Raw genomic sequence first — 26,679 nt, forward strand, 5'->3', positions numbered from 1 at the left:
ACCGTTGGCCACCGCCGTGGTCACCTTGGCGATGTTGCGCACCTGGTCCGTGAGGTTTCCGGCCAGCACGTTCACGTTGTCCGTGAGGTCCTTCCATACGCCGGACACGCCCCGCACGTCCGCCTGTCCTCCCAAGCGGCCCTCGGTGCCCACTTCCTTCGCGACGCGCGTCACCTCGGACGCGAAGCCGCGGAGCTGATCCACCATGGTGTTGATGGTGCTCTTGAGCTCGAGCACCTCGCCCTTGGCGTCCACGGTGATTTTCTTGGAGAGGTCCCCGTTGGCGACGGAGGTGGAGACCTCCGCGATGTTGCGCACCTGGGCCGTGAGGTTGTTGGCCATCAGGTTCACGTTGTTGGTGAGGTCCTTCCACGTGCCCGCGACGCCCGGCACCTCCGCCTGGGCGCCCAGCTTCCCCTCTACGCCCACCGTGCGAGCGACGTCCGTCACCTGCTGCGCGAAGATGGACAGCGTCTGCGTCATCCCGTTGAGGGTGTCCGCCAGCGCGGCGATTTCTCCCTTCGCCTCCATGGACAGCTTCTGGGACAGGTCGCCGTTGGCCACCGCCGTCACCACGCGCACGATGCCGCGCACCTGGCTGGTGAGGTTGCCGGCCATCAAGTTCACGTTGTCCGTGAGGTCCTTCCACACGCCGGACACGCCCCGCACGTCCGCCTGTCCCCCCAGCTTCCCGTCGGTGCCCACTTCCTTCGCGACGCGCGTCACCTCGGACGCGAAGCCGCGGAGCTGATCCACCATGGTGTTGAGCGTGCTCTTGAGTTCGAGCACCTCGCCCTTGGCGTCCACGGTGATTTTCTTGGAGAGGTCTCCGTTGGCCACCGCCGTGGAGACCTCGGCGATGTTGCGCACCTGGGCCGTGAGGTTGCCGGCCATCAAGTTCACGTTGTCCGTGAGGTCCTTCCACACGCCGGACACGTCCTTGACGACCGCTTGTCCTCCCAGGTTGCCGTCGCTGCCCACCTCGCGCGCGACGCGCGTCACCTCGGCGGCGAACGAGTTGAGCTGATCCACCATCGCGTTCACGGTGGTGCCGATGCGCAGGAACTCGCCCTTGACGGGCTGGCCGTCAATCTCCAGCGCCATCTTCTGGGTGAGGTCGCCCTCGGCCACCGCCACCAGCACGCGGGCGACCTCCGTGGTGGGCTGCACCAGGTCGCCGATGAGCGCGTTGATGGACTGGACGCTGGTGGCCCAGTCGCCGCGCACGTCGCCCAGCGACACGCGCTCCGCCATGCGCCCCTCGCGGCCCACCACGCGCGCCACCCGCACCATCTCCTGGGTGAGCTGCGCGTTGAGCGCCACGTGCGCGTTGAAGGCCCGGGCAATCTCGCCCATCACCGGGTCACCCGACTCGATGGGCAGGCGCACGCCGAAGTCCCCGTCGTGCACCGCCCGCAGCGCGGTGAGCAGCGCCTGGAGGGGATGAGGAGCCCCCTTGCCCACGCCTCTGACGGCGCGCTTCCTTCCAGGGGAAGTCCTGCCAGCCTTGTTCTCGTCCACGGCTGAAACCTCGGGTCGGAGATGTACGTTGCGAAGATGCGCAGCGGAGGGACGGGCTGCCTGAATCTCCAGGAAGTACGCGGGCTTGTCGACTCAAAAGCCCCGCAATTCACCCAACTGCTTTGAGCTAAACAATCTCCATGGAGCGCCCTCCGACTCTCGGTGCAACAGCCGGAAGGAGGACGCCTTGTCCTGGGGAATCAGGGCGCGGGGGCCGTGCAGGGGAACCCGTCGCAGGCATGCACGTAGAGCGCGCGGCCGAGCAGGCGACGGGCAGGGGCGCGCGGTCGTGAAGGAGCGACCCGCGAGGTGCCCAGGCGGACATCCAGGATGAAGGACGACTCGGGCGCACCGGCGTCCGGGGACGTGCCCGCGACGCAGGCCACGAGCACCTCGGACGGCGCATCCAGCCACCACAGGGACTCCACCGGGCAGGGCGGCGCGTGCTCGGGGAGGAGGGGCGTCAGCGTGCGGGCTTCGTAGGCCAGCACCCAGCCGCCCCACACCACGGCGGCCAGCGTGCCACCGGGTCCCACGGACAGCCGACCTCCAGGCCCCGGCAACATCACCTGGCCGAGCACGTCGCCCTCGGGAGACACGGAGACGAGCTGGCCCGAGGCATCCAGCGCGAGCACACCCGAGGCATGCCCCGCGAGCGACACCGGCGGCGAGAAGTCACCCACGGGGCGCAGCGCGCCGCGCTCCTCGCGCAGCAGTCGGTGGCCCGCCGCGACCCAGAGGTGGTGGGCGCCATCGAACGTGAGCGCCGTGGCGCCGGGGACCTCTTCGCGAAACAGGCCGCCCTGGCGATCACACACCACCACCACGCGCGGACCGAACACCGCGGCGCGCGAGGCATCGGGCGAGACGGCCCACCCCAGCCGCGTGCTCTCGCCCATCGCCCGGGACAGGCAGCGGTTGAGCACGCCGAGATTCACATCGCTGGAGGGCGGGACGAGGACGAAGGGCAGGCTGGAGGAGACGACGTAGAGCAGCAGGCCCAGCGCGGCGGCGGAGACGACCGTCAGCGACCATGCGCGGAGCTGGGCGAGCGCGAACAGCCGTCCCGGCGCACGCGCCGCGCGCCTCTGCGCCCCCGGGCCGTCACGTCCACTCACCGCCACTCCTCCCCACGCTCGCCGCGCGCGGGCATGCGGGGCAGCACACCACAGCGGCCGGGCAGCGGGAATCCAGCCGGAGCAGGCCACCGGGCTTCCGATGCCCAGGCCGTTCGCCCTTGGGTTGTCCCACCCATCCGTGTCCGCACCTTTGCGCCTGGAAACGCTGGAAAGGAGCCGACCATGCGCCGCACCCTCATCGCAGCAGCCCTCGCCTTCAGCTTCGTGCTCGCGACCCACGCCTCCGCCGCGCCCCAAGGAGGGAGCGCCACCGGCACGCAAGAAGGAACCGGCCAGACGGGAACTTCTTCCTCGACGGGCGACACCACTGGAGGCTCCATCTCCACGCCTCCCAGCTCCACGGGTAGCTCAGGCGCCTCTGGGATGGACGTGGGCACCGGCGGCTCGGGCGCGTCCATGACGACGGATGGCGGCACGGGCGGCGCCGGGTCCACGGGCACGAGCACCGGCACGGGCACCACGCCGGGCGGTGGCACGCAGGGCACCACCGGCACGGGGACGAGCAACCCGGGCTCCACGGGCACCTATGGCGGGAGCACCGGCACGGGCAGCACGGGCACCACCGGCGGTGGCACGGGCGGCTCGGGCAGCACGGGCACGTTGGGCAATGACTCGACCGGCACGGGAAGTACCGGGACTCCGCCCGCGAGCATGGATGGACAGGACACGGTGAACCCGGGAGGCACGGGCCAGGGCGGCACCGGCACGAGCGGTGGCGGCACGTCGGGCGGCTCGGGGACGAGCGGTGGCGGGGGTCGGGCCGAGGCCGCGAGCACTCGCGCCGACTCCACGGTGGCGCTGCGGCAAGGGGCGACCGAGTTAGAGCCACTGCAGCACGAGGTCTCCCAGCTGAGGGCCACGGTGCACTCGCTCCAGCAGGAGGTCACCTCTCTGCGACGCGAGAACGCGGGCACGGGCGGCTCGGGCAGCTCGGCCGGCTCGGCGAAGGCCAGCCCGAAGACGGTGGTGGCCAGCGTGGTGATGGAGGGCCAGGTGGCCGCGGTGGGCAGGGACCGGCTGGCGCTGCGCGACAGTGAGTCGGGCGCCATCTACGACCTGCGCACGAGCCAGGGCTCGCCGCTCATCCAGGGCCTGCCACCCGGGAGTCAGGTGCGCGCGGCGTACAACCTGACCGCCAGCGGGGACAACTACCTGACCCGCGTGCTCGTGCTGCCCCCGCAGCGCGTGGCGCCACGGTGACGCGAGCGCCGTGACGAAACCGGCCGCCGGGGTCCGCCTCGGCGGCCGACGCGCGTTTCAGCGTCCGCCGTCGGGCTTCTTCGCCGCGCCATCCGACAGCCGGCGAAGCTTCGCGGCGAAGGGGCTCTCCTCGCCCGCGGGCGACGGAGGACCGCCCGACAGCCGCTCGCGTCGAGTCGCCGCGAGCCCGCCTTCTGGAGGCCCTTCGACGCCTTCCTTCTCGAAGCGATCCTGTCCCCCCAGCACCCGGCCCACGGGACGGGATGAGCTGACGCGGCGATTGGTATCCACGGGCATGGCGGCGCCTCCGGCTGTCCCCTCTTCTACCCCGGCTCCAGGCCGAGCGCACCCCAGGCGCGCTCGGGGTCCTCCAGCGCCTCGCCCAGATGTCGCAGGACGCGCGCGGCCAGCGTCACGTCGATGAGCCGCGCATCCCAGGTGCACGTCAGCGTCATGAGCTTGCCCGGCACCAGCGCGCCGTCCTCCAACACGGGCTCGTCGCGCACCGCGCCGGGAGCGAGCAACAGCGGCACCCGCGTGTACGGAGCCATGGCCACATAGCCACGCTCCAGCCCCAGCGAGCCCAGGTTGGTCACCACCACCGAGCCGAAGGGGTCCTGGGGCATCCCCACCGCGCGCAGGTCCACGTTCAGCCCGAACCAGACGAAGGACAGCAGCCGCAGCGCCGGCCCCATCAGCCAACCCGGGATGAGCGAGGAGCGGCGCTTGCCTCGCTCGATGACGGCGTCCCGGCGGGCGCGGACCTCGGACACGCGCGCCTCGAGCTGCTCGGCCATCGCCTCCAGCGACATCGCGTCCGCGCGGTGCACGGTGGCGGTGGTGAGGTCCACACGGCCCGTGCCCTCGGCGGGCTGCGCGACCATGACGCACACGCCGACGTCACGGCGCAGCCAGGGGCGGTTGTGGCGCAGGAGCACGTTCGCCTCGGGGTAGCGCGCGAGCGCGTCCGCCGCGGCCTTGGCCACCAGGTGCGTCACGGTGAGGCGCGGGCCCGAGTGCCTCCGCCGCGCGGCCATGAAGGCCAGCGCGCGCTCCATGCGGACCTCCAACGACGCATACGCGCTGGGGTCGCGCGGCGTGCGCCACGTGCCCAGCGCGAGCTTGCGAAAGGCGCTGGGGGTCCGCGCCGGCTGGAGGTCCAGGTTCACGCTCGGCTCCGGCCATCGCACGCCCGAGTCTCCCCTGCAACCCACCTGCCGCCCTGTTAGACAGGAAGCCGCAGGTCGGTCCCTCTCGCCTCGAGGCCCCTTTCCCATGAGCACCCTCGCCCTCGCTCTCGCCCTGTCCCTCCACGCCACCCCGCAGCCGCCCAAGAAGACCCCTCCACCTCCCGCGCCCAAGGCGGCGGCCCCCGTCGTTGAAGACGTCGTCGCGTCCACGCGCGCCTGGAACGAGACCCGCATCCAGCGGCTGTCCTCGGAGGATGGCTGGCTCACCCTCGTGGGCCTGTCGTGGCTGAAGGAGGGCGAGCAGACCGCTGGCTCGGCGGCGAACAGCGCGGTGCCGCTCCCCGCGTCCACGCCGGCTCGCGTGGGCACCTTCACGCGCACGGGCGAGGCCGTCACCTTCCAGCCCGCGCCGGGCGTGACGCTCACGCGCAACGGACAGCCGTTCACCGGCGGGGCGCTCCAGTCGGACGCGAAGGGCGAGCCCGACGTGCTGAAGGTGGGCAGCGTCACGTTCCAGGTCATCAAGCGCGGAGACCGGTTGGGCGTGCGCGTGAAGGACTCGGAGGCGCCCACGCGCAAGGCGTTCCACGGCATCCCCACGTACGAGCCGAGCGCCGCGTGGCGCGTGCAGGCGCATCTGGAGCCCGCGGCCGCGCCCCACACGCTCGCCGTCCCCAACGTGCTGGGCATGGTGGAGGAGATGCAGTCGCCGGGCACGCTGGTGTTCACGGTGAACGGCAAGGAGTACCGCCTCATGCCCGTCATCGAGGAGGGCGAGAAGCAGCTGTTCATCATCTTCGCGGACGAGACCAACCGCGACACCACCTACGGCGCGGGCCGCTTCCTCTCCGCGGAGTTGCCGGACAAGGACGGACGCGTGACGTTGGACTTCAATCGCGCGTACAACCCGCCCTGCGCGTTCACGCGCTTCGCCACCTGCCCGCTGCCGCCGCGTGGCAACCGGCTGGCCCTGCGCGTGGAGGCAGGTGAGAAGCGCGCGGGCGACCACTGACGAACACCGCGGGGGGCATCCGCCCGGCCGTGCGCTCGCGGCGGATTTGAGGGGTGCGCCGCGCGACTCCATTTGAGACGCTGGGGTCGTGCTCCTCGAGATGCCCCTGCTCATTGGCCTCATGGTGGCGGCCATCGCGTTGGCCATCGCGGCCAAGCGCGTGCGCGTGCCCTACAACGTCGCGCTGGTGGTGGGCGGGCTGCTCATCTCCGTGGGACACCTGCTGCCGGGCGTGCCACCTCTGAACCCGGAGGTGGTGTTCCTGGTCTGCCTGCCGCTGCTCCTGTTCGAGGGCGGCATCACCGCGGACCTGGCGAGCATCCGCGCCAACGCCGCGCCCATCAGCCTCCTGTCCACGCTGGGCATGGTGCTGGCCATCGGCGCGACGGGCGGCATGCTGCACGCGCTGGTGGGGCTGGACTGGGGCCCCGCGCTGCTCTTGGGCGCCATCCTGTCCGTCACGGACACCGTCTCCATCCTCTACGCGTTCCGCAAGGCGCCGGTGCCCGCGCGGCTGTCCGGCATCGTGCAGGGCGAGAGCCTCTTCAACGACGGCACCGCGCTGGTGGCGTACTCGGCCATCGCGGCCGTGGTGGCGGGAGGCGCACCGCCCACGCTGGCGTCCATGGGCGCGCGCATGCTCCTGGCATCCATGGGCGGCGCCGTGGTGGGCCTGTCCCTGGGCATGCTGGGCGCGTTCATCATCCGCCGCACCGAGGAGCCGCTGGCGGACATCATGGTGACGACGGCCGTGGCGCTCGCCTCGTACGTGCTCGCCGAGCAGTTGCACCTGTCCGGCGCCATCTCCGCCGTCACCTCCGGGCTGGCGGTGGGCGTGACGTTGCATCGCGACGTGACGCCGCAGAGTCAGCTCTCCATCCACACGTTCTGGGAGTACGTCGCCTTCGGGGTGAACACCTTCCTGTTCCTCTCCGTGGGACTCACCACGCATCCGGGCGACCTGCGCGGCTACCTGCCCGAGGTGGGGCTGGCGGTGCTCAGCGTCTTCGTGGGGCGCGCGGTGGGCGTGTACATCCCCTTCCTGCTGCTGCGCTGGCTGCGGCCCGCGGAGGGCATCCCGCCGCGCTGGCAGCACGTCTTCCTGGTGGGCAACATCAAGGGCGCGCTGTCCATCGGTCTGGCGCTCGGCATGCCGGAGTCCACGCCCGCGCGCGAGCAGCTCGTGGCGCTCTCGTTCGGCGTCACGCTGGTGTCGCTGGTGGGCCAGGGCCTGCTCCTGACGGGCGCGCTCAAGAAGCTGGGCCTCATCCAGGAGGACGCGGTGGCGCTGGCCATGGCGGAGCAGCGCGGTCGGCTCATCGCGAGCCGCGCCGCGCACGTGGAGCTGGAGGCGCTGCACTCGCAGGGGCTGCTGCCTCGCGGCGCCTACGAGCACCTGCGCAGCGAGTACCAGGTGAACATCGCGCGCGCGGAGCGGGAGCTGCGTCGCATCGGGGAGCAGCACCTCGCGGAGGGCGCGCGCGACCTGCTGGCCATGCGTCGGCGGCTCATCGACGCGGAGCGCACCGCGCTTCAAGGCGCGCGGCGCAACGGCCTCATCCCCGAGGCCACCGCGGAGCACATGCTCGGGCAGCTCGACGAGCGCATCCTCGACCTGGAGCACGTGCTGCGCGGCCGCTCGGACTCGGACACGAAGAAGGAGCAGGCGTCATGAGGATTGTCATCGCGGGGGGCGGTCGGGTGGGCAGCGTGCTGGCCGCGCGGCTGGTGGACGAGCAGCACGCGGTGACGGTCATCGAGCGGGACCCGGCCACGTGCACCCGCCTCTTCGAGGAGGTGGGCGTGGTGACGGTGTGCGGAGACGCCACCAATCCCAAGACGCTGGAGGCCGCGGGCATTGGCTCGGCGGACATCGCGGCGGGCGTGCTGGCGCGCGACTCGGAGAACCTGGCGTTCGCCATGCTGGCGCGCTCCGTGTCCAGCGCGCGCGTCATGGTGCGCATGCTGGACACCAGCTACCGCGAGGCCTACCGCATGGCGGGCGTGAAGGAGCTGGTGGCCGAGGCGGACGTGGTGGTGGCGAAGATGACCACCGCCATCGACTTTCCGCAGGTCGCGGGCTCGCTGCCGCTGACGAGCGGCGACGCGCTCCTCTTCGAGCTGGCCATCCCCGCGCGCGCCGGAGTGGCCGGGCAGACGGTGGCGCAGGTGCGCGCGACGGCGGGGTTTCCTCGCGAGTGCATCTTCATCGCGCTGTTGGATTCGCAGGGCCAGACGGCGCTCCCGGAGGGCAGCACGGTGCTGCGCGGCGGCCACACCGCCATCCTGGTGGCGCGCCGGGCGCAGGTGGCGCAGGCGGTGGAGTTCCTCACCTACGAGCCCGTGCAGGGCACCGGCGTGACGTCCTCGCTGGCGCAGACGCTGCGCAAGGTGGACTTCCTCACCCCGCTCAGCGACGACGAGGTCGAGGCCGTGGCGCGCGGCGCCGAGTTCCTCCCCAAGGCCGCGGGCGAGCAGATCTTCCACCAAGGCGACGCGGGCGAGACGTTCTACGTCGTGCTCACCGGCGAGGTGGCACTCAAGGACAACGTGGGACAGACGGTGTCCACCGTGCCCTCGGGCGGGTTCTTCGGCGAGCTGGCGCTGCTCACCGGAGAGCCCCGCACGGCCACCGCCGTGGCCTCCACCGCGTGCGAGCTGGCCGCGGTGGGCCGCGAGGACTTCCGCGGCGTGGTGATGGCCAACCCCTCCGTGGCGCTGGAGATGAGCCGCATCCTCGGGCAGCGCCTGACGCGCGCGCAGAGCAACGCGCCGACGACGAAGCGCCGCGGCCTGTTCGGCCGCTGACGCGAAGCAGGGCACCGCGCGCCACGCCCGAGGAACTCCGGCGCGCGGATCAGCTCATGCCGCATCGAAGACGCGTGCTCTGAGGCACTCGCGCGCTCAGGCGCCCAGTTGTTCGAGCAGCTGCGTTGCCTGCGCCTGGATGTCGCTGTCGCCCAGGGCCTGGGCCTGCCGTGCGTGGTGGGCCGCGGTGACGGCGTCCACCGACTGCGTGGCCCGCGCGAGGTTCAGGTGCGTGCCCGCGTCCCGAGGATGCGCCGCCAGCGCCCGCTCCAACACCGGCAGGGCGAGCGCGTGCGCGTTCTCCGCCATCAGGAGCGCCGCGAGGTCATTGGCCGGCCCCAGCTCGCGCGGCACGACGCTCACGACCTCTTGCAGGAGCGAGCGCGCCATGTCGCGCTCGCCGAGCGCCGTGCACACCTGCGCCAGCGCGTGGCGCACCTGCCAGCTCGACGGAGCGCCCTGGAGCGCCTCGGCGAAGAGGGCCTTGGCCTCCGCGCCCTGGCCCGCGCTCATCATCGCCACGCCGTGCAGGTAGACGTAGTTGACGTTGGTGGGCTCCAGGCGCCGCAGCTCCTGCACCGCGCGCTTGGCGCCATCCGGGCTGCCCGCGGCGAGGTACAGCTTGAAGAGGTCCTCCAAGGCCGCGCGCTGCGTGGCGCCCTGGGCCTTGTCCAGCACCTGCGTCGCCGTCTGGAGCGCGAGCCCCACGTCGCCCCGCGCCGCGTGCGCGCGCGACAGCATGAGCAGCGGCATGGCCTCCTGGGGCGCCAGCTCCGAGGCCTTCTGGAAGTGCGTCACCGCGGACGACAGGTCCCCGGACTGCATCCCGATGCGCCCCAGCTCGAAGTGGGTGTGGGCGCTGCCCGGCACCACCTCCAGCGCGGACGCGAAGGCCGCCCGAGCGCCGGCCAGGTCCCCCCGCTCGAAGAGGAGCGAGCCCAGGTTGAAGCGCTCGAAGTAGCCCGCGTCCGGCGCGGCGGCCAGCACCTTGAGGGCCTCCAGCGCCTCGGCGTTGCCCGCCTGGGCGCGCAGCATGGCCAGGTGCCCCTGTCCCTCCACGTGGTCCGGCTTGACCTTGAGGAGGCGCAGGACGGCGGCCTCGGCCTCGGCGGCGGCCCCGGTGCTCAGGTGCGTGCGCACGAGCCCCAGGAGACAGTCCACGTCGTGGGGGTCGATGGAGAGGCCCTTCTGGAAGGCCTTCACGGCCTCCTGAGGCACACCCATCTGCAAGAGCCGGCCACCTTCTCGCGCGTGCATCGATGCCATGCCGCGATACCTACCACGCTCCCGCCGCGCCGCTTACTCGGCGGCGCGCGCCCTGGCCGCTTCACCCGCCATCCGCCCGCCCCTCACACCCGCAGCGCGGCGGCGGCGATGCCCGGCACCTTCAGCCAGGAGGGCCCCAGCTCGAACTGGACCAGCCGACGCCCCAGGTCGAGCGCCCCGCGGTGCCCCGGCACCCAGGGCGGGGGCGGCAGGTTCGTCAGGGGCGCGCGCAGCACCGCCTTCTCGATGTCCTCCAGCATCAGGGTGTTGTGCACCCAGCCCAGCCCGCTCTGGATGTCCTGGGGCGTGGACGAGGGGTGGCCGCCCCAGGGCAGGCTGCCCAGCACGTAGCCGGCGGCGGGCCAGGTGTTGATGGCGACCGTGCCGTAGCGCAGCTCGCGCACCGCGCGCTCCACCGCGGCCCGAGCCCGCGCGTCCTGAAGCGTCTTCGGGTGGACGATGAGCGTCGCGTTGAGGGTGCCCCAGACCCTCTCGTTCAGGAAGGGCACCACCGCGTCCAGGAAGGCCACCGGGTCATCGCCCCCGGGCAGGCCCGTCTCGGACAGCACCGTGCACCAGGGCTCCTGGCGGAAGACGCGGTCGTCCAGATGGGTTGGATCCACGCCGGGAATCAGCGCGTAGGGCAGCTCGCCCTCGCCCGCCGAGCCCACCAACCGCAGGCCGCCGCGCCCCTCGGTGAACTGCTTCCAGCGCAGCTCGGCGCCCGGGTAGTACGCGCGGCGCACGGCGGCGCGGCCCAGGCCCGCCTGGATGCCGTCCACGAGCTGCCCCCGCCTCGCCCACCCCGCGGGCTGCACCAGCAGCTTGGCCGCGTTGCAGTTGAACGACGCGTTGTTCGACACCATGCCCGCGATGTCGTTCGCCTGGAAGCGCAGCTCGCCCTCCGAATACGGGCCGGGCACCACCACCACCGGGGACACATTGCCCAGTTCGCTGGAGAGGGGCTTGTTGAGCAGCGGCTCGTTGCGCGCGCGCCGCGCGTCGGACTCGGGCCCCGGAGGTCCCCACACGAGCGCGTCGTGCGTCCGGTCGCTCCCGGTGATGTGGACCTCGGTCACCGCGGGGTGGTGCACCAGCGCCGCGCCCTCTTCCGCGCCGCCGTACACCACCGCGAAGACGTCCTGGTTCGTGAGGACGGAGAAGGCCTCTTCCAGGAAGGGCCCCAGGTAGCCGTTCACCGGGTTCATCTTGAGCACGCACGCGGTGCCCTCGACGAAGAGCTTGTAGAGGCAGTCCAGCGGCGGGATGGAGTTGACGTTGCCCGCGCCCAGCACCGCGCACACCCGACCGCCGTGTGGCTTGCGGTAGAACGAGGCCTGGTGCTCGCGCAGGTTGTCCGCCGTGACGCCCGGCTGGAAGTACACCTCGCCCACGTTGCGCGGCAGGAGCATCCCGTCGAGCGCGTTCATCGGGTACACCCGCGCGGCGAGCCGCCCGTCATCCAGCGTCCGCAGCCGCGAACGGGGGATGACGGGCGCGCCGTGCCGCTGGACGTCCTTCAGCGAGTCCACGAGCTGGCGCAGGTTGCGCAGCACCGGCAGCGGACCGGAGAGCCACTCCTCGCCCGCCAGGGGACTCGCGGGGTCGATGCCCTTGGCCTCGCACGCCGCGCGCACGCTCCGCTCGGCGATGACGCCGTAGGCGCGGCGCAGCTCTTCCAGCAGGGCGATCTTCTCCTTCAGGCCGCGCTTCACCCACGCGCGCGAGCCCTCCTGGACTCGGCGCACCACGGTTTCGAGTGCCTGACTGGAAGTGGACCGCGGAACGGCGACGGACATGGTGACGACCTCCGACGGCATGGGCTCTCCCGAAGGTATAGGAGAAGCCCGCGTCAGGCGTCACGCGGATGCGAGACTTCGTCGTCAGGTGGGCAGTGGTTCGCCCAGGCCCTGGCGGATCGCCTCGTCGATGAGTTCGTACGTCTTCCGGTTCAGCTCGCGGCCCATGGCCTCCTGCTTCTCGCCCAGCTTCTCCTGCTCACGCCCCAGCACCTCCTGCTTCTCGCCGAGCTTCTCCTGCTCACGCCCCAGCGCCTCCTGCTTCTCGCCCAGCTTGGACTGCTCGCGCTCCACCGCCGCCTCCTGCTGGTCCAGCTCCGACTCCTTCTTCGCGAGCTCCGCGTGCCGGCGGTCCCGCTCGCGCTCGTCGGAGAGCTGATCGACGGACGCTTCTTCGATCGCGAGCAGGGCGCGCTTGTGTCCCAGTGCCGCCTGCTTCACGCCGACGGCGGCCTGCTGCTCACCCAGCGCGGCCTGCTGCTGGCCCAGCTCCGCCTGCTGTCGGCCGAGGGCGCCCTGCTTGTCCCCCAGCGCGGACTGCGCGTCCGCGAGCTCCTTCGAGGGCACCGCCGCGTCGCGCATCCGCTTCATGATGCCGTTGTCGCGGATGAGGTACGACTTGCCGCCGCGGCGCACGTAGAGCAGGTCCTTGCCCGGCTGCTTGAAGGTGCGCGCCAGGTTCACGTCGTCCGAGGAGCCCGACATGTTGATGTGGCCATCGGACATGAGGACGTAGCTGTCCTCGTTGTCGTCATCGACCGGGTACCGCGGCGCCGGAGGCGCGGGAGGCGGCACGGGCGCCGTCATCGGAACCACCGCCCGAGGAGGCACCGGCGGCGGAGGAGCCATCGCGAGACGCGGAGGGGCCGGAGGCACGGGAACGGCGAGCGCGCGCGGAGTCACAGGGGTGACCGGGGTCACGGGAGTCACGAGCGCACGCGGCGTGGCCGGAGTCATGGGAGCAGTGAGCGCACGCGGCGTCACCGGAGCCACTGGCGCGGTCGGACTCACCGCGACGACCGGCGTCGCCTGGGTCCGCGTGGAAGCCGGCGTGGGCTCCGCGGGTCGGGCGACCACGGTGACAGGCACCAGCGCCACGGCGCCCAACAATCCCAGTGCCCCCTTCAACCACCGGCGAGAACGAGGGACGACCACATCGACGTGTTCGAGCATGCGAAGCCTCCTGTGCAGTGCGTGGAGATGAGCGGAGGCGCCATTCGCCGCCGCGGTACCGGGAGCCCGTGTGACTCCAAAGGCAATGAGCAGATCGCCGTAGTCCGCGGGCTCGGCGCCCGTGAGGCGGAGGGCCTCGGCGTCACAGGCCTCCTCGCGAGCCAGCGCGTATTCGCGGGCCGCCTGGCGCGCGAGCGGATGGAAGAAGAGGATCGTCTCCGCGAGGGCCGGCACCCAACCCAACCACAGGTCCCCGCGTCGCAAGTGCGCCACCTCGTGAGCGAGCGCCATGCGCAGCACCTCCACCGGCAACGAGCGCACCGCCTTGGACGGGAGCACCACGACCGGAGACCAGAGCCCCGCCGCCAACGGACTCGCCACCTCGTCCGATACGAGCAGCCGAGGCGATGCGCGCAGGCCCGCCTCCGCCGAGAGGAACTCCAACTCCTCCGCGAGCTCCGCGTTCTGGAGCGGCCTCGCGCGCTGGCACATGCGCCGCACGCGCAGCCACGCATTCACCTGCATGCGCACCTGCCAGGCGATGCCCACGGCCCACGCGAGCAGCGCAAGGCCCAGCACGTCCCGCAGCAGCGCCATGCCCCACGCCATGCCCGAGGCTGTCGGAGGAGTCGCACCCATCCGAGGCGCCGAGACCGCGCCGCCCGCGCGCAAGGGAATGACGGGCGCATCCGCGCTCGTGCCCTGCTCCCACCGCGTCACCACGCGCGCGCCCGGCGACACGTCATGGAGCGCAGCGGGCGCCTCCCCCTGCGCGCCTTGAGGACTCGGGCTCGCGACGGGAGTCGGCTCGGCCGACAAGAGGGGCAGCGCCACCGGATGCGGCCAGCCCAGGGACAGCACGAACTTCAGCGCCACCAACCACCACAGCCCCGCGCGCAGCGAGGCGGGCAGGCTCGGCACCACGCGCAGCACCGCCCAGACGAGCAGCGCGCACACCGCGCCCTGCCACGACGCACGCCACAACCCTTCCCAGAGCAGGCCCATGGCTCACTCCTTCCGCTTCTTCTGCCGCAGCCGCGCCACGACGTCCTGGAGCTGCTTCAGCTCCTCGTCGGTCACATCCTCGGCCTCGGACAGATAGGTGACGAAGGGGGACAGGGAGCCGGAGAGCTGCCGCTCCACGAAGTCCCCCACCACGCCCCGCAGCAGCTCGCCCGCGGGCACCGGCGAGACGTACTGGAAGACCCCTTCCACCTTGCGGCGCGTCAGGTAGCCCTTCAGCCGCAGCCGCTCCATCATCGTCAGGATGGTGGAGCGCGCCAGCCCCTGCGCCTCACCGAAGCGCTCGGCCACCTCGCCGACCGTCGCCGGTCCGTGCTCCGCCACATGCCGGAGCACCGCCAGCTCCTGCTCTCCCACGGGTTTCTTCATCGGGGCCTCGCGTGACGACATCTGTAGTCACGGCGAAAAGTACGCGTGACTACAGCCGTAGTCAAGAGGCCCTGCCGCGAGCGGGCTACAGCGACGCGGGCTGTCCGGGGGTGAGCACGCGCAGCCGGGAGTCTCCAGCGAAGGCGGCGCGCACCTCGGGCTCCTCGGAGAGCGGCTCGAAGGTGCCGAAGTGCATGGGGATGATGAGGGAGGGCCGGAAGTATTTGCGCACGGCGAGCGCGGCCGTCTTGGGGTTCATGCCCCAGCGACCGCCGCCCACGTTGAGCAGCAGGATGTCGGGGTGGAACAGCTCCTGGATGAGGGCCATGTCCCCGAAGAGCCACGAGTCCCCCGTGTGGTACAGCGAGCGCCCATCCGCGAACGTGAGCACGTAGCCCAGGGGCCGGCCTCCGGCTTCGCTCGAGTGCATGGCGGGCACCACGTTCACCGTCACATCTCCGAGCTGGAACGTGCCCCCCACGTTGACGCTGTGCTGCCGCGCCTCGGGGATCTTCATGGCGCGCAGGTGCTCGCCGGTGGCCACCACGGGCGCACCGGTCATCCACGCGAGCGCCGGCACGTCGTCCGCGTGGTCACCATGCGAGTGGGTGACGAGGATGGCGGTGGGCCGCTCGCGCGTGAAGCGCGTCACGTCCTTCCAGGCGGGCGGCGTCTCGGGGTTCTCCTTCAGCCACGGGTCAATGAGAAGCCGCGTGCCTCCGGGCGAGACGACCTCGAAGGCCGCGTGTCCCAACCAGGTCACCTGCACCGGTGTGCGGGGCGGCGCGGGAGTGGCAGGCGGCGCGGCGAGAGCGGAGAGGGACACGCAACAGAAGACGAGCCACGCGGGCCCGGACAGGGAAGCACGCATTCGAATCACCTCGGAGAGCGCGGCCGCGCGAACGACGCGGCGCGAGAGTCCAGCGCTCCCGGAGATAGGCGGGCCGCGGCGTGCGCCGCTTGGGCGTTATTGACGTGCGCGGGCGTACTGGCCCGGCGTGAGGCCCACGATGCGCTTGAAGTGGCGGTTGAGCTGGCTCTGGTCGTAGAGCCCCACCTCCAGCGCGACGTCGCCCGCGGGACGCCCCCGGGCAAGCAGCACGCGGGCCCGCGCCACGCGCAGGTGCGTGAGGTACTCGTGCGGCGGCAGACCGAACTCCGCCCGGAACTGGCGCAGCAGGTGGAAGCGGTTCAGCCCCACCGCGGACGACAGCGCCTCCAAGCCCACGGCGTCCGTGAAGCGCGCGTGCAGGAAGTCCCGCGCGCGGCGCATCGCGGGATGATGACGCGCGTCACCCGTCTCCGAGGGAGCCTCCTCGGCGTACTCGCGCAGCATCGCCTCGACCGTTTCGGCCAGCGCCGACTCCGCCTCGAGCGGCCCGACGTCCGCATCCGAGAGCACGGCGCGGAGCTTCACCAGCGCGGCCTCGGTGTGTCCTGTGCCTCGCGTGAGCACTTCGCGGAACGCGAGGGGTGCGCGCAGGCCCAACATCCGCGCCGCGTTCTCCACGAGCGTGGGCTCGAACGAGAGGGACAGCGCCGTCACGGGGGCATGCACGCGAAGGTCGCGGTGCACCTCGCCGGGCTGCTTGAGCTTCAGCCGCCCCGGCCCCTGCGTCCAGACGCGCTTGCGGTACCAGAAGTCGAAGGCGCCCGCGTCCGTCGCCAGCAGCGCGTAGCGCGTGGAGTGTCCCGCCCACAGCCGGACGTCCTCCTCCACGCGAGTCACCTCCACGCCGGGAAGGAGCGCGGGGCGCCACGTGCGCAGCGAGCCCGCGGACACCGCTGCGCGAATCGCCTGGATGCGGCCCATGGTGTCAGTGGCGCGCGAAGTCCACGCCCACGCCCGCGCCCGCGCTCACCCCGCGCACCAGCGTCCCATCCGGCTGCGGGAAGTGCACCGTGTTGCCCGCGGCCCAGAGGTACAGCGCGGGGAGGATGCGCTGACGTCCCTCGATGCCCACCGAGTAGCGAGGCGCCGAGCCCAGTCCCATCACCACCACCCGCGCGATGCCTCGCGACTTGCCCCCGGGCGTGCTGAAGCTCAGCGACAGGTCCGCGTCCGTGCGGCCGAAGGCGAAGTACTCCACCGAGCCGCTCGCCACCACCTCGGTGGAGTCCGTCGCGGAGCCACGCGCCATGGACACCTCCAGGTAGCCCGAGAAGTCCTCGGGCAGGTCCTCGCGCGCCGCCGGCTCCTGGGACAGGCCCTGCGCGGAGAAGCGCGCCAGCTCGTAACCCGCGCCGAAGAAGCCGAACCGGAAGCCACCACCCTGGCGGCGCCCCTGGATGGTGGTGCTGATCTGCGTCCCCTTGAACGTCCCCTCGAAGGCGAGCCCGAGCAGCCCACCCAGGTCCTGTGAATCGCCATTGAGGCGCCCGCCGCCCGCCACCAGGACCCAGGCCCGCAGCCGCTCGCCCTTGTACATGGCGACCTCGCCTGCGATCGAAGCCAGGGTCACCTCGGGCGTAATGCCGCCCGCCTCACCGAAGTCATGCGCCGCCGACGCGCGCACCAGGTAGCGATCGAAACGCTGCTCGTTGCTGCTCACCAGGCGGCCGATGTCCAGCAGCAGCTCGCCCGAGAAGATGCGCGCGGCCAGCACGTCGCTCGCGAGCAACTCCACGCGCGCGGGGCCCGCGGTGAACGCCAGCGTGCCTCCCGCGGGGTGGTAGTCCGCCGAGAGCTGGTTGTCGTAGCGGTTCACCAGGTAGCCGCGCCCCAGGGACTCCTCCAGGAACGGCTCGATGCGCAGGCTGCCGCGGCCATCCTCGCTGCCAATGCGCAACAGGCGCACGACCTGCCCGTAGTCGCTGCGCTCGTCCCAGTCCTCGCGCCGCAGATAGGCGCCGTAGTCCTGGTCCTTCTGCTTCGGCGCCTCATCAATCAGTCGGAAGCGCAGCGGCGCGCCGAGCATGAACGCGAAGTCCTCGCCGCCATCCACGCCCAGCGACGGATAGGCGTAGGCGAACAGGTCCTGCTTCCCGCCCCGCGTTCCCGACGGGAAGCTCAATGGCCCCACCTCCAGCAGCGCGCGGAAGCCGAGGCCCCCCTTGGAGCCTCCGCGGGGCTCGCTGGAGTCGCTACTGGGCCCACTGGGCCAGCTCGGGCTCTCACTGGGCCCGCTCTCCGCCACCGGCGTGGACGGATAGGGCGCGCTCGGCTCGCTGGGGAGCTCTTGCACCGAGGAGGACTGGGTGTGAATCAACGCGAGGAGGGCAATGAAGGGGGCGGCGCCAGTCATTGACCTGCACTCTACCCGCCCCTCTGGAGCAACGAAGAAGCTGAACGCATCCTTCGTGTGGGAGGCCGCGCCACACCCTGCTCGCAACCAGGCAAGCAGGCTCGCCTCCGCGCTTCACCCCACGAACACGATGTGCTTGCCGGTGGCGACGGTCATGTCACGGGACGACACCACCTGCGCCACCTTGCGCGCCTCGTCGCCAACGGTGTCGAAGGCCGCCGCGATGAGGTCCCCCAACGTCACCTGCACCCGCCGCGCTCGCCGCCCCGCCCCTGTCATCGCCCGCGCCGTCCCCAGCTTCACCTGCCGGGCCTTCCGACGAATGACCTGACCACCCTGCTGAGCCTTCGCCATGCTCGCTTCTCCCTGGGTTGAGGATTGCCGCCCTGCGGCCCAGGCATCGAGCAACGCCCGTGCCGGTAGCCAACCCCGCGTGCTCGCAGGGAGTGGCGTGGACCGACCCGCCCAGGGCCGTCGGAGGACTGGCATTTCTTCAGGGCCTCCAGGCGCAAGCGCCGTCACGTCCCCGACAGGGAGGCGACGCCTCGGGCATGGAAGTGAGACGCGAACGACACGTCCCGGGGCGCGCGCGCCAACAGCGGCGAGGCGCGGGCCGCGAGCGGGACGTGGACTACTTGGGCGGCGGGGACAGGACGAGGATGAGCTCGCCGCCCACGTGCCGACCAGCCTTCTGGTACACCGAGCCCTGACGGCCCAGCTCCACGTCCAGCGATGACTGCCGCGGGATGTCCACGCGCACCGTGGCGATGCCGCCCTTCATGGCCAACAGCTTCAGCGAGGCGTTCACCCCGTTGGGGAGCTTCACCTCGGTGGCCTTGTCGGTGCCCACCTCCAGCACCTCCTGAGACAGGCGCTTGAAGGAGGTGAAGCTGAAGTTCTGCTTCTGGAACGTCTCCTTCATCTTGCTCAGCTCGGCGGGCTCCACCGCGGTGCCCTTGTTGGAGGCCAGCACCACCTCCACCTGCACCTTCACCTTGTCGTCCTGAGCGCGAGCCGCGCCGGGCGCGAGCACCAGCACCAGCGCGCCCAGCAGGGCCAGGCCCGCCACCAAGTGCATTCTCATAGTGCTCCTCCCGTGGGACGCGGCGTCCCGGGGCCCGCGGGCTTCGCCTGCGTCGTACCCGGAGCCTGGGTGTCCGGCTCCATGCCCAGCTCCTCGGTGTCCGCTTCGTCGCGCGGCTGCCGGGCGCCCGCGCCGTTCGCGTCGGGGGCCTCCTGCTCGTCCACCATCCAGATGATGGAGCCGCCGTTGTCCGTCTCCATCACCACCGGCGCGACGTGGGCCCCCGCGTAGGGCTGGATGGCCTTCACCGTCATGCGCTCGCCGGCGTAACCCACCGGGGCGCGCTGCGAGAGCAGGAGGGGCAGGCCCACCAGCACCAGCACGGCCGCGGTGGCCAGCGAGGAGAGCATCGCGGTGCGCTGGTAGAGGAACATCTCGGAGAGCGCCAGCTTGAGCCGCTCCAGGAGCGGCGGCTTCTCCGGCGTCACCCGCGCCATCACCTTCTGGGCGAAGTCCTTGAAGTCGACATCGTCCACCGCCAGGTCCAGGCCCACGCGCAACAGGCCCGACTCCGCGCGGAGGTCCGCCGCGCGGCCCGTGCAGTCACGGCATGCCGTCAGGTGACGCTCGACGGTGACGCGCTCCGCTGCGGGAAGCTCTCCGTCGATGTAGGGGGACAGGAGCGGGATGAAGCGCTCGCACGCGGGATTTCCGGCCATGGATTCACCCTGCAGAATCAGTGAAGGTGCCGCGGTGAGACGGGGGCGCTCCCCGCATATTCGACGCCCTCTCACTCACCGCCGACCCCGCTCTTCGCCTCGTCCAATTCCAGGTAATCGCTGAGGATTTTCTGCACCTTGGCGCGGGCATGGAAGAGGCGGCTCATCACCGTCCCCTTGGGAATGTCCAGGGTGCGGGCCAGGTCCTCGTAGGACATGCCCTCGATCTCCCGCAGCAGGAGGATGGCGCGGTGCTTCTCCGGCACCGTGGCGAGGGCCTCCTGAATCTTCTCGGCCAGCTCCTTTCGGAGCGCGCTCTTCTGCGGATTGGTCCCCAGCCGACTGCCCAGCGCGCCGATGCGCGCCTCGGTCAGGTCCACCGCCTGCGTCTCATCGAACTCGATGGGGTCTCCCCCACCCCCGCGGCGCTTGCGCAGCACGTCGATGCAGATGTTCGAGGTGATGCGGTAGAGCCACGTATAGAAGGAGGCGTCGCCCTTGAAGTGGTCCAGGTACTTGTAGACCTTGACGAACGCCTCCTGGGAGACGTCCATCGCTTCCTCCTTGTCCTTCAGCATTCCCAACGCAACGGCATACACCTTGCGCTGATAGCGCTCGACGAGGAGCTTGAAAGCGCGCTGGTCCCCGCTACGGACGCGCTTGACGAGTGTGAGGTCGTCGGTGGCCAACTTGTGCGGCACCGTACCACAAGCCTGCTGTCTCCCAAGCGAATCACGCGGCCCCGCTCCACGATGCCCCTGGCACCTTGGAGGGCGAGCCGAGGGCTGCGTCGAGGGGGACCCTAGAGGCTGCTGATGAGGGCGACCGCCACCAGGGCGATGCCCACGAGCGCCAGCATGGCCCCGAAGGCCATGCGCTCCCACTGCGCCTTCGCCACCGCCCCGTCCTCCTCCGGGCCGGCGCGGAAGCGGTGCAACACGTTCCACAGCATGGGGCCACCGAGCTTGCGAGCGCTGCCTCGTCGCTCACTCGGGTCAGCGGGCGACGGTGAGGCATCGAAGCGGTCGCGGCGCTCCAACGGAACGGATGCGCCCAGTCCCCGCGCGAGGTTCGCCGCGGCGAGCTGGCCCGCGGTGAGGCCGGGCGTCTCGAACCGCTCGGGGCCTCGCTGCTCGGCGGCGGGGCGCTCCCGGGCGAGCTCCTCGGTGGGGGGCGCGTCCTTCTGAGGCACGAAGGCCGCCTCCGAGCGCAGCACCTCGGGGGGCGGCTCCAACCGGACGGTCTCCGCGCGCTGGCGAGCCTCCTCGGGGCTGTCCGCGTCGAGCACCCACAGCGCCGCTGTCACGCCATCCTGCCCGGTGTCCGCGTCGTGGAAGGTGGCGAAGCCCTGGTCGTCCAGCGCCTCGCGAAACGCGGCGCGCGCCTCGTCTTGGGGTGGGTGCGCGGCGGCGGCCTCGGCGTAGGCGGCGAAGAAGGACCACAGGCGCGCCACCCGCTCCGAGGGCGGCAGCGACGCGGGGCTCAGCCGAGGCGCCAGCAGCGCGGAGTCCGAGGCGAAGCGGCTCGCCAACGACTCCTGCCCCTCCAGTCCCTCCAGCCCGGGCGGGAGCAGCTCGCGCACGTCCAGGACGGGCTCGCGCGCGGTGGCGCCCAGCGCCGGGCGGGAGGCGGGCGTGCCGGACTTCGACAGGAGGAAGCCATCGGGAACGGGCTGCGGCTCCCCCGTCGGTGCGCCTCCTCCTCGGGGACGCGGCGTGGCGGGTGACTCCCCCGGCTGCGAGACACGGACGCCGCGAGCGCCCTCGGAGATGCGGGAAGACATGGGAGCTGCCTCGGTGGCGGGACGGGTGCGGCCGTCCTGGGGTCCGTCGCCCCCGAGGGTACGGCCACCCTGCCCGCGTGGCGAGCGCCCCGGTCCGCCCGACTGGGGCCCGCGGAAAGCGCCGCCGTCCTCGGACCTGCCCTGTTCACCGGTGGACACACGCCCATCGGAAGGACCGTCCGCGCCGGAGCCCTGCCGAGGCTCGCCCGGCCGACCTCGCGGCCCCTTCACCTCACCGACGTGTCCCATGTCCCCATTCTCGCCGAGCCTGCGGCGCCCGTTGCGCGAAGTTCCAACCACCCCTCGCTACGAGAGCCGGACGCCGGTGAGCCGCGAGACAATCTGAAGACAGGCGCGCAGGGCCGGACCCGGCGGCGCGAGGGGGCGCGCGATGGTCAGCGCCACATGCCGCTGCTCTCCCTGGAGCGGGCGGTAGACGACGCCCTTGCGACTGAAGGTGCGGACGGATTCGGGGAGGATGGCCACTCCGATGCCGGCCACCACGAGGCTGACGATGGTGTACCACTCGCTCGCCTCGGTGACGAAGGTCGGCGCGAAGCCCGCGGTGGCGCACATGGCCATCATCGCGTCATGCAATGGCGGGACAGGCTCGCGCGGAAAGCCGATGAACGGCGCGTCCGCCAGCTCCGCGAGCGGCACGCGGGCTCGGCGCGCGAGGCGGTGGCTGGAGGGCAACACCACCACGAGCGGCTCTTCGTACAGCGTGTCCACGCGGATGCCCGGCGCTGGAATGGGGCCGCGCACGAAGGCCACGTCGAGCTGCCCGAGCCGCACCTCCTCCAGCAGCGTCACGCTGTCCGCCTCGCGGAGCACCAGGTGGACATCCGGGTGTGCCTGACGCAGCAGACGCAGGACCTCCGGCACGAGCGCGAAGGCGGCGGGGCTGAGGAAGCCCACGCGCAGCAGCGCCACTTGATTGGCGGCGGTGCGCTGCGCGGCATCGGCGGCGTGGGAGAGCTGCGCGAGCGCGCGACGACCGGTGTCGAGCAACGCGGCCCCCGCGGGCGTGAGCTCCACGCGTCGGCGGTCTCGCTTCAACAGCTGACAGCCGAGCTCCTCCTCCAAGCGACGGATGTGCTGACTGAGCGCGGGCTGAGCCAGCCGGAGGCGCTCGGCGGCCTTGCGGAAGTGGAGCAGTTCCGCGACAGCGATGAAGTACGCGAGGCGGCGGGAGTCGAGGGTCGGTGAGAGCATTTCGTTATCACAGGCATCAAAGCCGATATTGGACCCCCATGCGCGCTCTTGCTCTAACGGCGCCATGATTCAGGCCGCCACGTCCGCGCTGTTGATGCTGTCCCTGTCCACCGCGACTCCGCCTCCCGCCTCGGAGCCCCGGGCCTCCCGCTACGAGCGCACCGCCTGCGGTGAGGAGGTCGCGAAGGACGAGCCCATCGAGTGCGGCGTGCTGAGCGTTCCGGAGAACCGAGGCAAGCCCGCGTCCCGGATGATCCAGCTCCCCGTGATGCGCTTGCGCAGCCGCGCCGAGAAGCCGGGCATTCCGTTCGTGTTCCTCCCGGGAGGACCGGGCGTCAGCGCGGTGGATCGCCAGCGCTCGGGCAAGACCAACCCCATCGTCGAGGAGCACGACTTCATCCTCCTGGAGCCGCGAGGCGGCAAGCACGCGCAGCCCAACTTGGAGTGCCCGGAGATCAACGCGCTCACCGCCGAGGCGTCCGCGGGCCGGCTGCGCGGCAAGAAGCTCGTCGATGCGCTGGTGGGCGCGGCGGGGCGCTGCCGCGCGACCCTCACCGGCGCGGGCGTGGACCTCGACGGATACACGACGGAGGCCATCGCCGACGACCTCGAGGACCTGCGGCGGGCGCTGGGCATCGAGAAGTGGAGCCTCATGGGCCTGTCGTACGGAGCCCGGCCGATGCTGGAGCTGATGCGCCGCCACCCGGAGGGAATCCAGAGCGCCATCATGGACTCGGTGTTCGCGCCCAACGTCGTGTTCGATGAGTACCCGGCCACCAACCTGATGCGCTCGCTGAACCTCGTGTTCGATGGCTGCGCGGCGGATCCGGAGTGCGGCGCCGCGTATCCGCAGCTCCGCGCGCAGTTCGCACGATTGATTTCCAGCGCGGACACGCGACCGCTGGCGCTCGGGCTGGACCTGTCCGTTTCGGGAGGACGCCCCTTGGAGATTCGTGGCGCGCAGGTGGCCGATGCACTCGCCACCGGATTGCACCAGCGCGACACGATTCCCCGCCTCCCGCGCATCATCTCCCGCGCCGCCTCGGGCCATCCCGAGGAGCTGGCCGCGCTGGTGAAGGACACGCAGGGCCCGTCCAGCTTCACGTGGGGCCTGCGCCTGTCCGTGACGTGCGCGGAGGAGAATCCGTTCGCGAACGTGGCCCGCGCCACCGCGCAGCTCTCGCCCGCGATGGGCTTGGGTGGAATCGACGGGCGCACCGTGCCGACCGAGGTGTGCCGCGTCTGGAATGTCTCCCCCGCGCCCGCCCGAATGAAGGAGCTCGTCCGCAGTGACATCCCCACGCTCATCTACGCGGGTGAGTTCGACCCCGACACGCCGCCGGACTGGGGACGCCAGCTCCTGGAGAACATGCCCCATGCGTACTTCGTGGAGATGCGCGGACTGAGCCACGGCGCGGGCTTCAACCTCTGCGGCCGGAGCATCACCCTCGCCTTCCTCCGCGACCCGACCCACGCGCCGCCCGTGGACTGCGCCCTCCAGCTCCGAGGCGCCGACTTCGGCCAGAGCGCGAAGCCGCCCCCTCCGAGCCCCTGAGCCCCACCCGCCCTCGCGAGGGCATGACTCCGTCTGCGACCGCCGACGGCGCGAGCGCCCAGAAATGGGATGACGGGTTCCCATTTCCGGTCGCGCACCGGGTCCCTGAAGTGCCCGCTGTGTCTATCGCGGGGGCCGCTTCCCCTGGCACTCTCGTTGCTTCGCGTGGCGCGTCCCCTGCCACGCTGACCGAGACCCATGCTCTGGATGGAAGTCCGCCGCGCGCTCCGCTCGATGGTTCGGGAGCGGGCCTTCACCGCTGTCGTCGTGCTCACGCTCGCGCTCACCATCGGCGCGACGTCCGCGGTCTTCAGCGTGGTGTATCCGGTGCTCTGGCAGCCGCTGCCCTACCCGGACGCGGACCAGCTCGTCCGCCTCTTCCAGACGACGACCCCGGGCGCGGGCGCGGGTCCTCACAAGGACCGCACGCGCGTCACCTCGCCCGTGTGGAGCGCCTGGCGCGAGCGAGCCCGGAGTGTCTCGGGCATCGAGGGTCTGCGCGCGGAGAAGCGCGTCCTCGGCGGCGCCGGGGTCGATGCGCGATTGACGGTGGGGAGGGCCTCCGCGGGGCTCTTGCCCATGCTCGGCGTCCAGCCGCCGCTGGGCCGGCTCTGGGGCTCGGACCTGGAGGTGCCAGGACGTGACCGGGAGCTCGTCCTCACGCATGCGGTGTGGCAACGGCTGTACGGCGGCGACCCCGCGGTGCTCGGACGACACCTGCTGCTCGACGACGTGGCGCACACCATCGTGGGCGTGCTGCCCGAGGACTTCCGCTTCGAGCCCGACGTGGAGGTCTGGAAGCCCCTGGCCCTGGACCTCCTGCGCGAGCAAGAGAGCGTGTTGCGCGTCGTGGGACGTCTGCGCCCAGGTGTCTCGCTGAAGCAGGCCCAGGCGGAGCTCCAGTCCCTCGCGATGGACACCCCGCACGTCGCAGGGGTGACGATGACGGGCATCAGCGTGGAGCCCCTTCACGCGCTCTGGGTCGAGCAGTCCCGCACGCAGCTCCACATCGCCAGCGGCGTGGCCCTGCTGCTGCTCCTGCTCGGCTGCGCCAACCTCACGAACCTCCTCCTGGCCCGAGGCAGCACGCGGCTGCGCGAGCTGGCGGTCCGCGTGGCATTGGGAGCGACCCGCGCGCAGCTCGTCCGGCAGGTGTTCGTGGAGAACGGGCTCCAGGCCCTGTTCGGCGGCGCGCTCGGGTGGCTCATCGCGCTCTGGGGGCGCGGACTGCTCCAGGCCTTCATCCCGCCGCAGTTCGTCACCGGCCCCGACAAGGAGCCCCTCGTCCTGGGCATCACCACCGTGACGTCCCTGATGACCGCGATGCTCGTGGGCATCCTTCCCGCGCTCCATGCGTCGCGGGGCGGGACGGTGCTCGGTCCTCGGAACCTGGGGGCCTCGGGCGGTTCATCCGTGGGTTGGATGCGCTCGGTGCTCGTCGTCACGCAGCTCTCGCTGGCCATGGTGCCGCTGGTGGGCGCGGGGCTCATGCTGCGCAGCCTCTGGAAGCTCCAGGACGTTCCGCTCGGCTTCGAGCCTCGGCAGGTCACCGTCGCGGAGGTGTTCTTCCCGCTGGAGAGGCTCCCCGATGCGTCACGCGCCCCGGTGCTCGCCCAGGAGCTGACGTCTCGGCTGGAGGCCGTGCCCGGAGTGAGCGCCGTGGGCATCACCAGCGCGCTGCCGTTCTCCGGCGAGGTGTGGCGCGAGACCACCGGTGTCCGCGTCCAAGGCACGCCGGCGCCCGAGGGCGCGCGGCCCCGCGTGGGGCTGCTCGTGGCCAATGCGGGCTACTTCCAGGCCCTGGGGCTGCCCCTGAAGCGAGGGCGCTGGATGAGCGCGACGGACACCGCGGATCAACCGCCCGTCGTCCTCGTCTCCGAGTCCTTCGCGCAGCGGCACTTCGCGGGGCAGGAGCCCGTGGGCGCGAGGCTCTTGCTCGACACGGACAGCGACGGCGGTCCGCCCGTGGCTCGCGAGGTGATTGGCGTGGTGGGCGACGTGCCCATGGGGGCGCGCACGGAGGAGCGCTCCGGAGACGTCTACCTGCCGCTGGGACAGGACATGCGAAAGAGCCTCCAGCTCGCGGTGAAGTCCTCGCTGCCCGCGCCGGAGCTGCTCGCGCGGATGCAGCAAGAGGTGCGCGCCACGAGCCCGGAGCTGCGACTGCTCAAGGTGCGGACCCTGGACGACGTCGTGGCGGACAGCGATGCGCGCATGCGCGTGCTGAGCGGGCTCCTGGGCGCCTTCGCGGTGCTGGGCATCGTGCTGGCCGCCGTGGGGCTGTATGGGTTGCTCGCGTTCTGGGTCTCGCAGCGCACGCGCGAGCTGGGCATTCGCGGCGCTCTCGGCGCGACCCCGGCGCACCTGCTGCGCGGTGTGGTGCGCCAGGGATTGGGGCTCGCGAGCATCGGGCTCGGAGTGGGGCTCGTGGCCGCGGGCGTCCTGTCTCGCGCGCTGAGCGCCGTGCTCTACGGCGTCGCCCCGCACGACCCGCTCATCTTCGTGGGCGCCCCCGCGCTGCTGCTCGTCGTCGCACTCGCCGCGAGCTGGTGGCCCGCCCGCGCCGCGACCCGGGTGTCCCCACTCGAAGCGCTTCGCCGCGACACCTGAGGCGTGGCGCGCCCCGCCCTTCCAGATG

The 26,679-nt window shown here is 71.7% G+C and carries 23 protein-coding genes; 6 read left to right on the forward strand and 17 right to left on the reverse strand.

Translation table 11 applies throughout. The features are described from left to right. Positions 1-1,521, reverse strand: a 1,521-nt coding sequence (locus tag JGU66_22015; GenBank protein ID MBJ6763452.1) for a HAMP domain-containing protein, incomplete at its 3' end; no start/stop codon positions are given. 200 nt (positions 1,522-1,721) lie between these two features. After that, positions 1,722-2,639 carry a hypothetical protein gene (locus JGU66_22020; protein MBJ6763453.1) on the reverse strand — a complete coding sequence of 306 codons (918 nt, stop codon included), beginning with the start codon at positions 2,637-2,639 and terminating at the stop codon, positions 1,722-1,724. A gap of 849 nt (positions 2,640-3,488) precedes the next feature. Here JGU66_22020 and JGU66_22025 point away from each other — a divergent pair. Beyond that, on the forward strand, positions 3,489-3,860 hold the full coding sequence (locus tag JGU66_22025) for a hypothetical protein (protein MBJ6763454.1): 372 nt from the start codon (positions 3,489-3,491) through the stop codon (positions 3,858-3,860). A gap of 57 nt (positions 3,861-3,917) precedes the next feature. On the opposite strand, the gene JGU66_22030 is transcribed toward JGU66_22025, so the two are convergent. After that, positions 3,918-4,157, reverse strand: coding sequence for a hypothetical protein (locus JGU66_22030; protein MBJ6763455.1), 240 nt, complete (start codon positions 4,155-4,157; stop codon positions 3,918-3,920). Positions 4,158-4,183: 26 nt separating this feature from the next. Further along, on the reverse strand, positions 4,184-5,029 hold the full coding sequence (locus JGU66_22035) for a 2-oxo acid dehydrogenase subunit E2 (GenBank protein ID MBJ6763456.1): 846 nt from the start codon (positions 5,027-5,029) through the stop codon (positions 4,184-4,186). A gap of 106 nt (positions 5,030-5,135) precedes the next feature. Here JGU66_22035 and JGU66_22040 point away from each other — a divergent pair, with 106 nt between their 5' ends. From JGU66_22040 to JGU66_22050, 3 genes are all read left to right on the forward strand, one after another. Then, complete coding sequence (locus JGU66_22040) at positions 5,136-6,062, forward strand: DUF1684 domain-containing protein (protein MBJ6763457.1); 927 nt, start codon at positions 5,136-5,138, stop codon at positions 6,060-6,062. A gap of 100 nt (positions 6,063-6,162) precedes the next feature. After that, positions 6,163-7,737, forward strand: coding sequence for a cation:proton antiporter (locus tag JGU66_22045; GenBank protein ID MBJ6763458.1), 1,575 nt, complete (start codon positions 6,163-6,165; stop codon positions 7,735-7,737). Continuing rightward, on the forward strand, positions 7,734-8,870 hold the full coding sequence (locus JGU66_22050) for an NAD-binding protein (GenBank protein ID MBJ6763459.1): 1,137 nt from the start codon (positions 7,734-7,736) through the stop codon (positions 8,868-8,870). Before JGU66_22045 ends, JGU66_22050 begins: the two co-directional genes overlap by 4 nt. Positions 8,871-8,966: 96 nt before the next feature. Here the strand turns inward: JGU66_22050 and JGU66_22055 are convergent, their stop codons facing one another. The 13 genes from JGU66_22055 to JGU66_22115 form a co-directional block, all read right to left on the reverse strand. Next, the gene (locus JGU66_22055; protein MBJ6763460.1) at positions 8,967-10,136 is read right to left on the reverse strand and encodes a tetratricopeptide repeat protein; all 1,170 of its coding nucleotides are present in this window, start codon (positions 10,134-10,136) and stop codon (positions 8,967-8,969) included. Positions 10,137-10,219: 83 nt separating this feature from the next. Continuing rightward, positions 10,220-11,935 carry an aldehyde dehydrogenase family protein gene (locus JGU66_22060; GenBank protein MBJ6763461.1) on the reverse strand — a complete coding sequence of 572 codons (1,716 nt, stop codon included), beginning with the start codon at positions 11,933-11,935 and terminating at the stop codon, positions 10,220-10,222. An 84-nt stretch (positions 11,936-12,019) separates the two neighbouring features. Continuing rightward, on the reverse strand, positions 12,020-14,113 hold the full coding sequence (locus JGU66_22065) for a biotin transporter BioY (protein MBJ6763462.1): 2,094 nt from the start codon (positions 14,111-14,113) through the stop codon (positions 12,020-12,022). Positions 14,114-14,116: 3 nt separating this feature from the next. Next, positions 14,117-14,500: a BlaI/MecI/CopY family transcriptional regulator gene (locus JGU66_22070; GenBank protein MBJ6763463.1), complete on the reverse strand. Its 384-nt coding sequence runs from the start codon at positions 14,498-14,500 to the stop codon at positions 14,117-14,119. An 85-nt stretch (positions 14,501-14,585) separates the two neighbouring features. Continuing rightward, on the reverse strand, positions 14,586-15,371 hold the full coding sequence (locus JGU66_22075) for a metal-dependent hydrolase (GenBank protein MBJ6763464.1): 786 nt from the start codon (positions 15,369-15,371) through the stop codon (positions 14,586-14,588). Positions 15,372-15,467: 96 nt separating this feature from the next. Beyond that, a complete protein-coding gene (locus tag JGU66_22080) occupies positions 15,468-16,313 on the reverse strand; it encodes a helix-turn-helix transcriptional regulator (protein MBJ6763465.1) in 846 nt (281 codons plus the stop codon). A gap of 4 nt (positions 16,314-16,317) precedes the next feature. Continuing rightward, on the reverse strand, positions 16,318-17,745 hold the full coding sequence (locus JGU66_22085) for a hypothetical protein (GenBank protein ID MBJ6763466.1): 1,428 nt from the start codon (positions 17,743-17,745) through the stop codon (positions 16,318-16,320). Between the two features lie 114 nt (positions 17,746-17,859). After that, on the reverse strand, positions 17,860-18,099 hold the full coding sequence (locus tag JGU66_22090; protein ID MBJ6763467.1) for a chaperonin: 240 nt from the start codon (positions 18,097-18,099) through the stop codon (positions 17,860-17,862). Between the two features lie 277 nt (positions 18,100-18,376). Beyond that, positions 18,377-18,829 carry a hypothetical protein gene (locus JGU66_22095; protein MBJ6763468.1) on the reverse strand — a complete coding sequence of 151 codons (453 nt, stop codon included), beginning with the start codon at positions 18,827-18,829 and terminating at the stop codon, positions 18,377-18,379. After that, positions 18,826-19,488, reverse strand: a complete 663-nt coding sequence (locus tag JGU66_22100) for a zf-HC2 domain-containing protein (GenBank protein ID MBJ6763469.1) — start codon at positions 19,486-19,488, stop codon at positions 18,826-18,828. Before JGU66_22100 ends, JGU66_22095 begins: the two co-directional genes overlap by 4 nt. Positions 19,489-19,559: 71 nt before the next feature. Beyond that, positions 19,560-20,177, reverse strand: coding sequence for a sigma-70 family RNA polymerase sigma factor (locus tag JGU66_22105; GenBank protein ID MBJ6763470.1), 618 nt, complete (start codon positions 20,175-20,177; stop codon positions 19,560-19,562). Positions 20,178-20,290: 113 nt separating this feature from the next. After that, a complete protein-coding gene (locus JGU66_22110; protein MBJ6763471.1) occupies positions 20,291-21,271 on the reverse strand; it encodes an Immediate early protein ICP0 in 981 nt (326 codons plus the stop codon). A gap of 306 nt (positions 21,272-21,577) precedes the next feature. Further along, positions 21,578-22,486 carry a LysR family transcriptional regulator gene (locus JGU66_22115; protein ID MBJ6763472.1) on the reverse strand — a complete coding sequence of 303 codons (909 nt, stop codon included), beginning with the start codon at positions 22,484-22,486 and terminating at the stop codon, positions 21,578-21,580. A gap of 64 nt (positions 22,487-22,550) precedes the next feature. Here JGU66_22115 and JGU66_22120 point away from each other — a divergent pair, with 64 nt between their 5' ends. Then, positions 22,551-24,041, forward strand: coding sequence for an alpha/beta hydrolase (locus JGU66_22120; GenBank protein MBJ6763473.1), 1,491 nt, complete (start codon positions 22,551-22,553; stop codon positions 24,039-24,041). Between the two features lie 198 nt (positions 24,042-24,239). After that, positions 24,240-26,651 carry an ABC transporter permease gene (locus tag JGU66_22125; GenBank protein ID MBJ6763474.1) on the forward strand — a complete coding sequence of 804 codons (2,412 nt, stop codon included), beginning with the start codon at positions 24,240-24,242 and terminating at the stop codon, positions 26,649-26,651. The last annotated feature ends 28 nt before the right edge of the window (positions 26,652-26,679 follow it).

The organism is Myxococcaceae bacterium JPH2, from assembly GCA_016458225.1.
Taxonomy (GTDB): domain Bacteria; phylum Myxococcota; class Myxococcia; order Myxococcales; family Myxococcaceae; genus Citreicoccus.

Bases quoted from the DNA above. Each gene is read 5' to 3' on its own strand.
- JGU66_22030 (MBJ6763455.1), bottom strand. From the start codon at position 4,157: ATGCCCGTGGATACCAATCGCCGCGTCAGCTCATCCCGTCCCGTGGGC.
- JGU66_22040 (MBJ6763457.1), top strand. From the start codon at position 5,136: ATGAGCACCCTCGCCCTCGCTCTCGCCCTGTCCCTCCACGCCACCCCG.
- JGU66_22045 (MBJ6763458.1), top strand. From the start codon at position 6,163: ATGCCCCTGCTCATTGGCCTCATGGTGGCGGCCATCGCGTTGGCCATC.
- JGU66_22050 (MBJ6763459.1), top strand. From the start codon at position 7,734: ATGAGGATTGTCATCGCGGGGGGCGGTCGGGTGGGCAGCGTGCTGGCC.
- JGU66_22055 (MBJ6763460.1), bottom strand. From the start codon at position 10,136: ATGGCATCGATGCACGCGCGAGAAGGTGGCCGGCTCTTGCAGATGGGT.
- JGU66_22060 (MBJ6763461.1), bottom strand. From the start codon at position 11,935: ATGTCCGTCGCCGTTCCGCGGTCCACTTCCAGTCAGGCACTCGAAACC.
- JGU66_22065 (MBJ6763462.1), bottom strand. From the start codon at position 14,113: ATGGGCCTGCTCTGGGAAGGGTTGTGGCGTGCGTCGTGGCAGGGCGCG.
- JGU66_22070 (MBJ6763463.1), bottom strand. From the start codon at position 14,500: ATGAAGAAACCCGTGGGAGAGCAGGAGCTGGCGGTGCTCCGGCATGTG.
- JGU66_22075 (MBJ6763464.1), bottom strand. From the start codon at position 15,371: ATGCGTGCTTCCCTGTCCGGGCCCGCGTGGCTCGTCTTCTGTTGCGTG.
- JGU66_22080 (MBJ6763465.1), bottom strand. From the start codon at position 16,313: ATGGGCCGCATCCAGGCGATTCGCGCAGCGGTGTCCGCGGGCTCGCTG.
- JGU66_22085 (MBJ6763466.1), bottom strand. From the start codon at position 17,745: ATGACTGGCGCCGCCCCCTTCATTGCCCTCCTCGCGTTGATTCACACC.
- JGU66_22090 (MBJ6763467.1), bottom strand. From the start codon at position 18,099: ATGGCGAAGGCTCAGCAGGGTGGTCAGGTCATTCGTCGGAAGGCCCGG.
- JGU66_22095 (MBJ6763468.1), bottom strand. From the start codon at position 18,829: ATGAGAATGCACTTGGTGGCGGGCCTGGCCCTGCTGGGCGCGCTGGTG.
- JGU66_22100 (MBJ6763469.1), bottom strand. From the start codon at position 19,488: ATGGCCGGAAATCCCGCGTGCGAGCGCTTCATCCCGCTCCTGTCCCCC.
- JGU66_22110 (MBJ6763471.1), bottom strand. From the start codon at position 21,271: ATGTCTTCCCGCATCTCCGAGGGCGCTCGCGGCGTCCGTGTCTCGCAG.
- JGU66_22115 (MBJ6763472.1), bottom strand. From the start codon at position 22,486: ATGCTCTCACCGACCCTCGACTCCCGCCGCCTCGCGTACTTCATCGCT.
- JGU66_22120 (MBJ6763473.1), top strand. From the start codon at position 22,551: ATGATTCAGGCCGCCACGTCCGCGCTGTTGATGCTGTCCCTGTCCACC.
- JGU66_22125 (MBJ6763474.1), top strand. From the start codon at position 24,240: ATGCTCTGGATGGAAGTCCGCCGCGCGCTCCGCTCGATGGTTCGGGAG.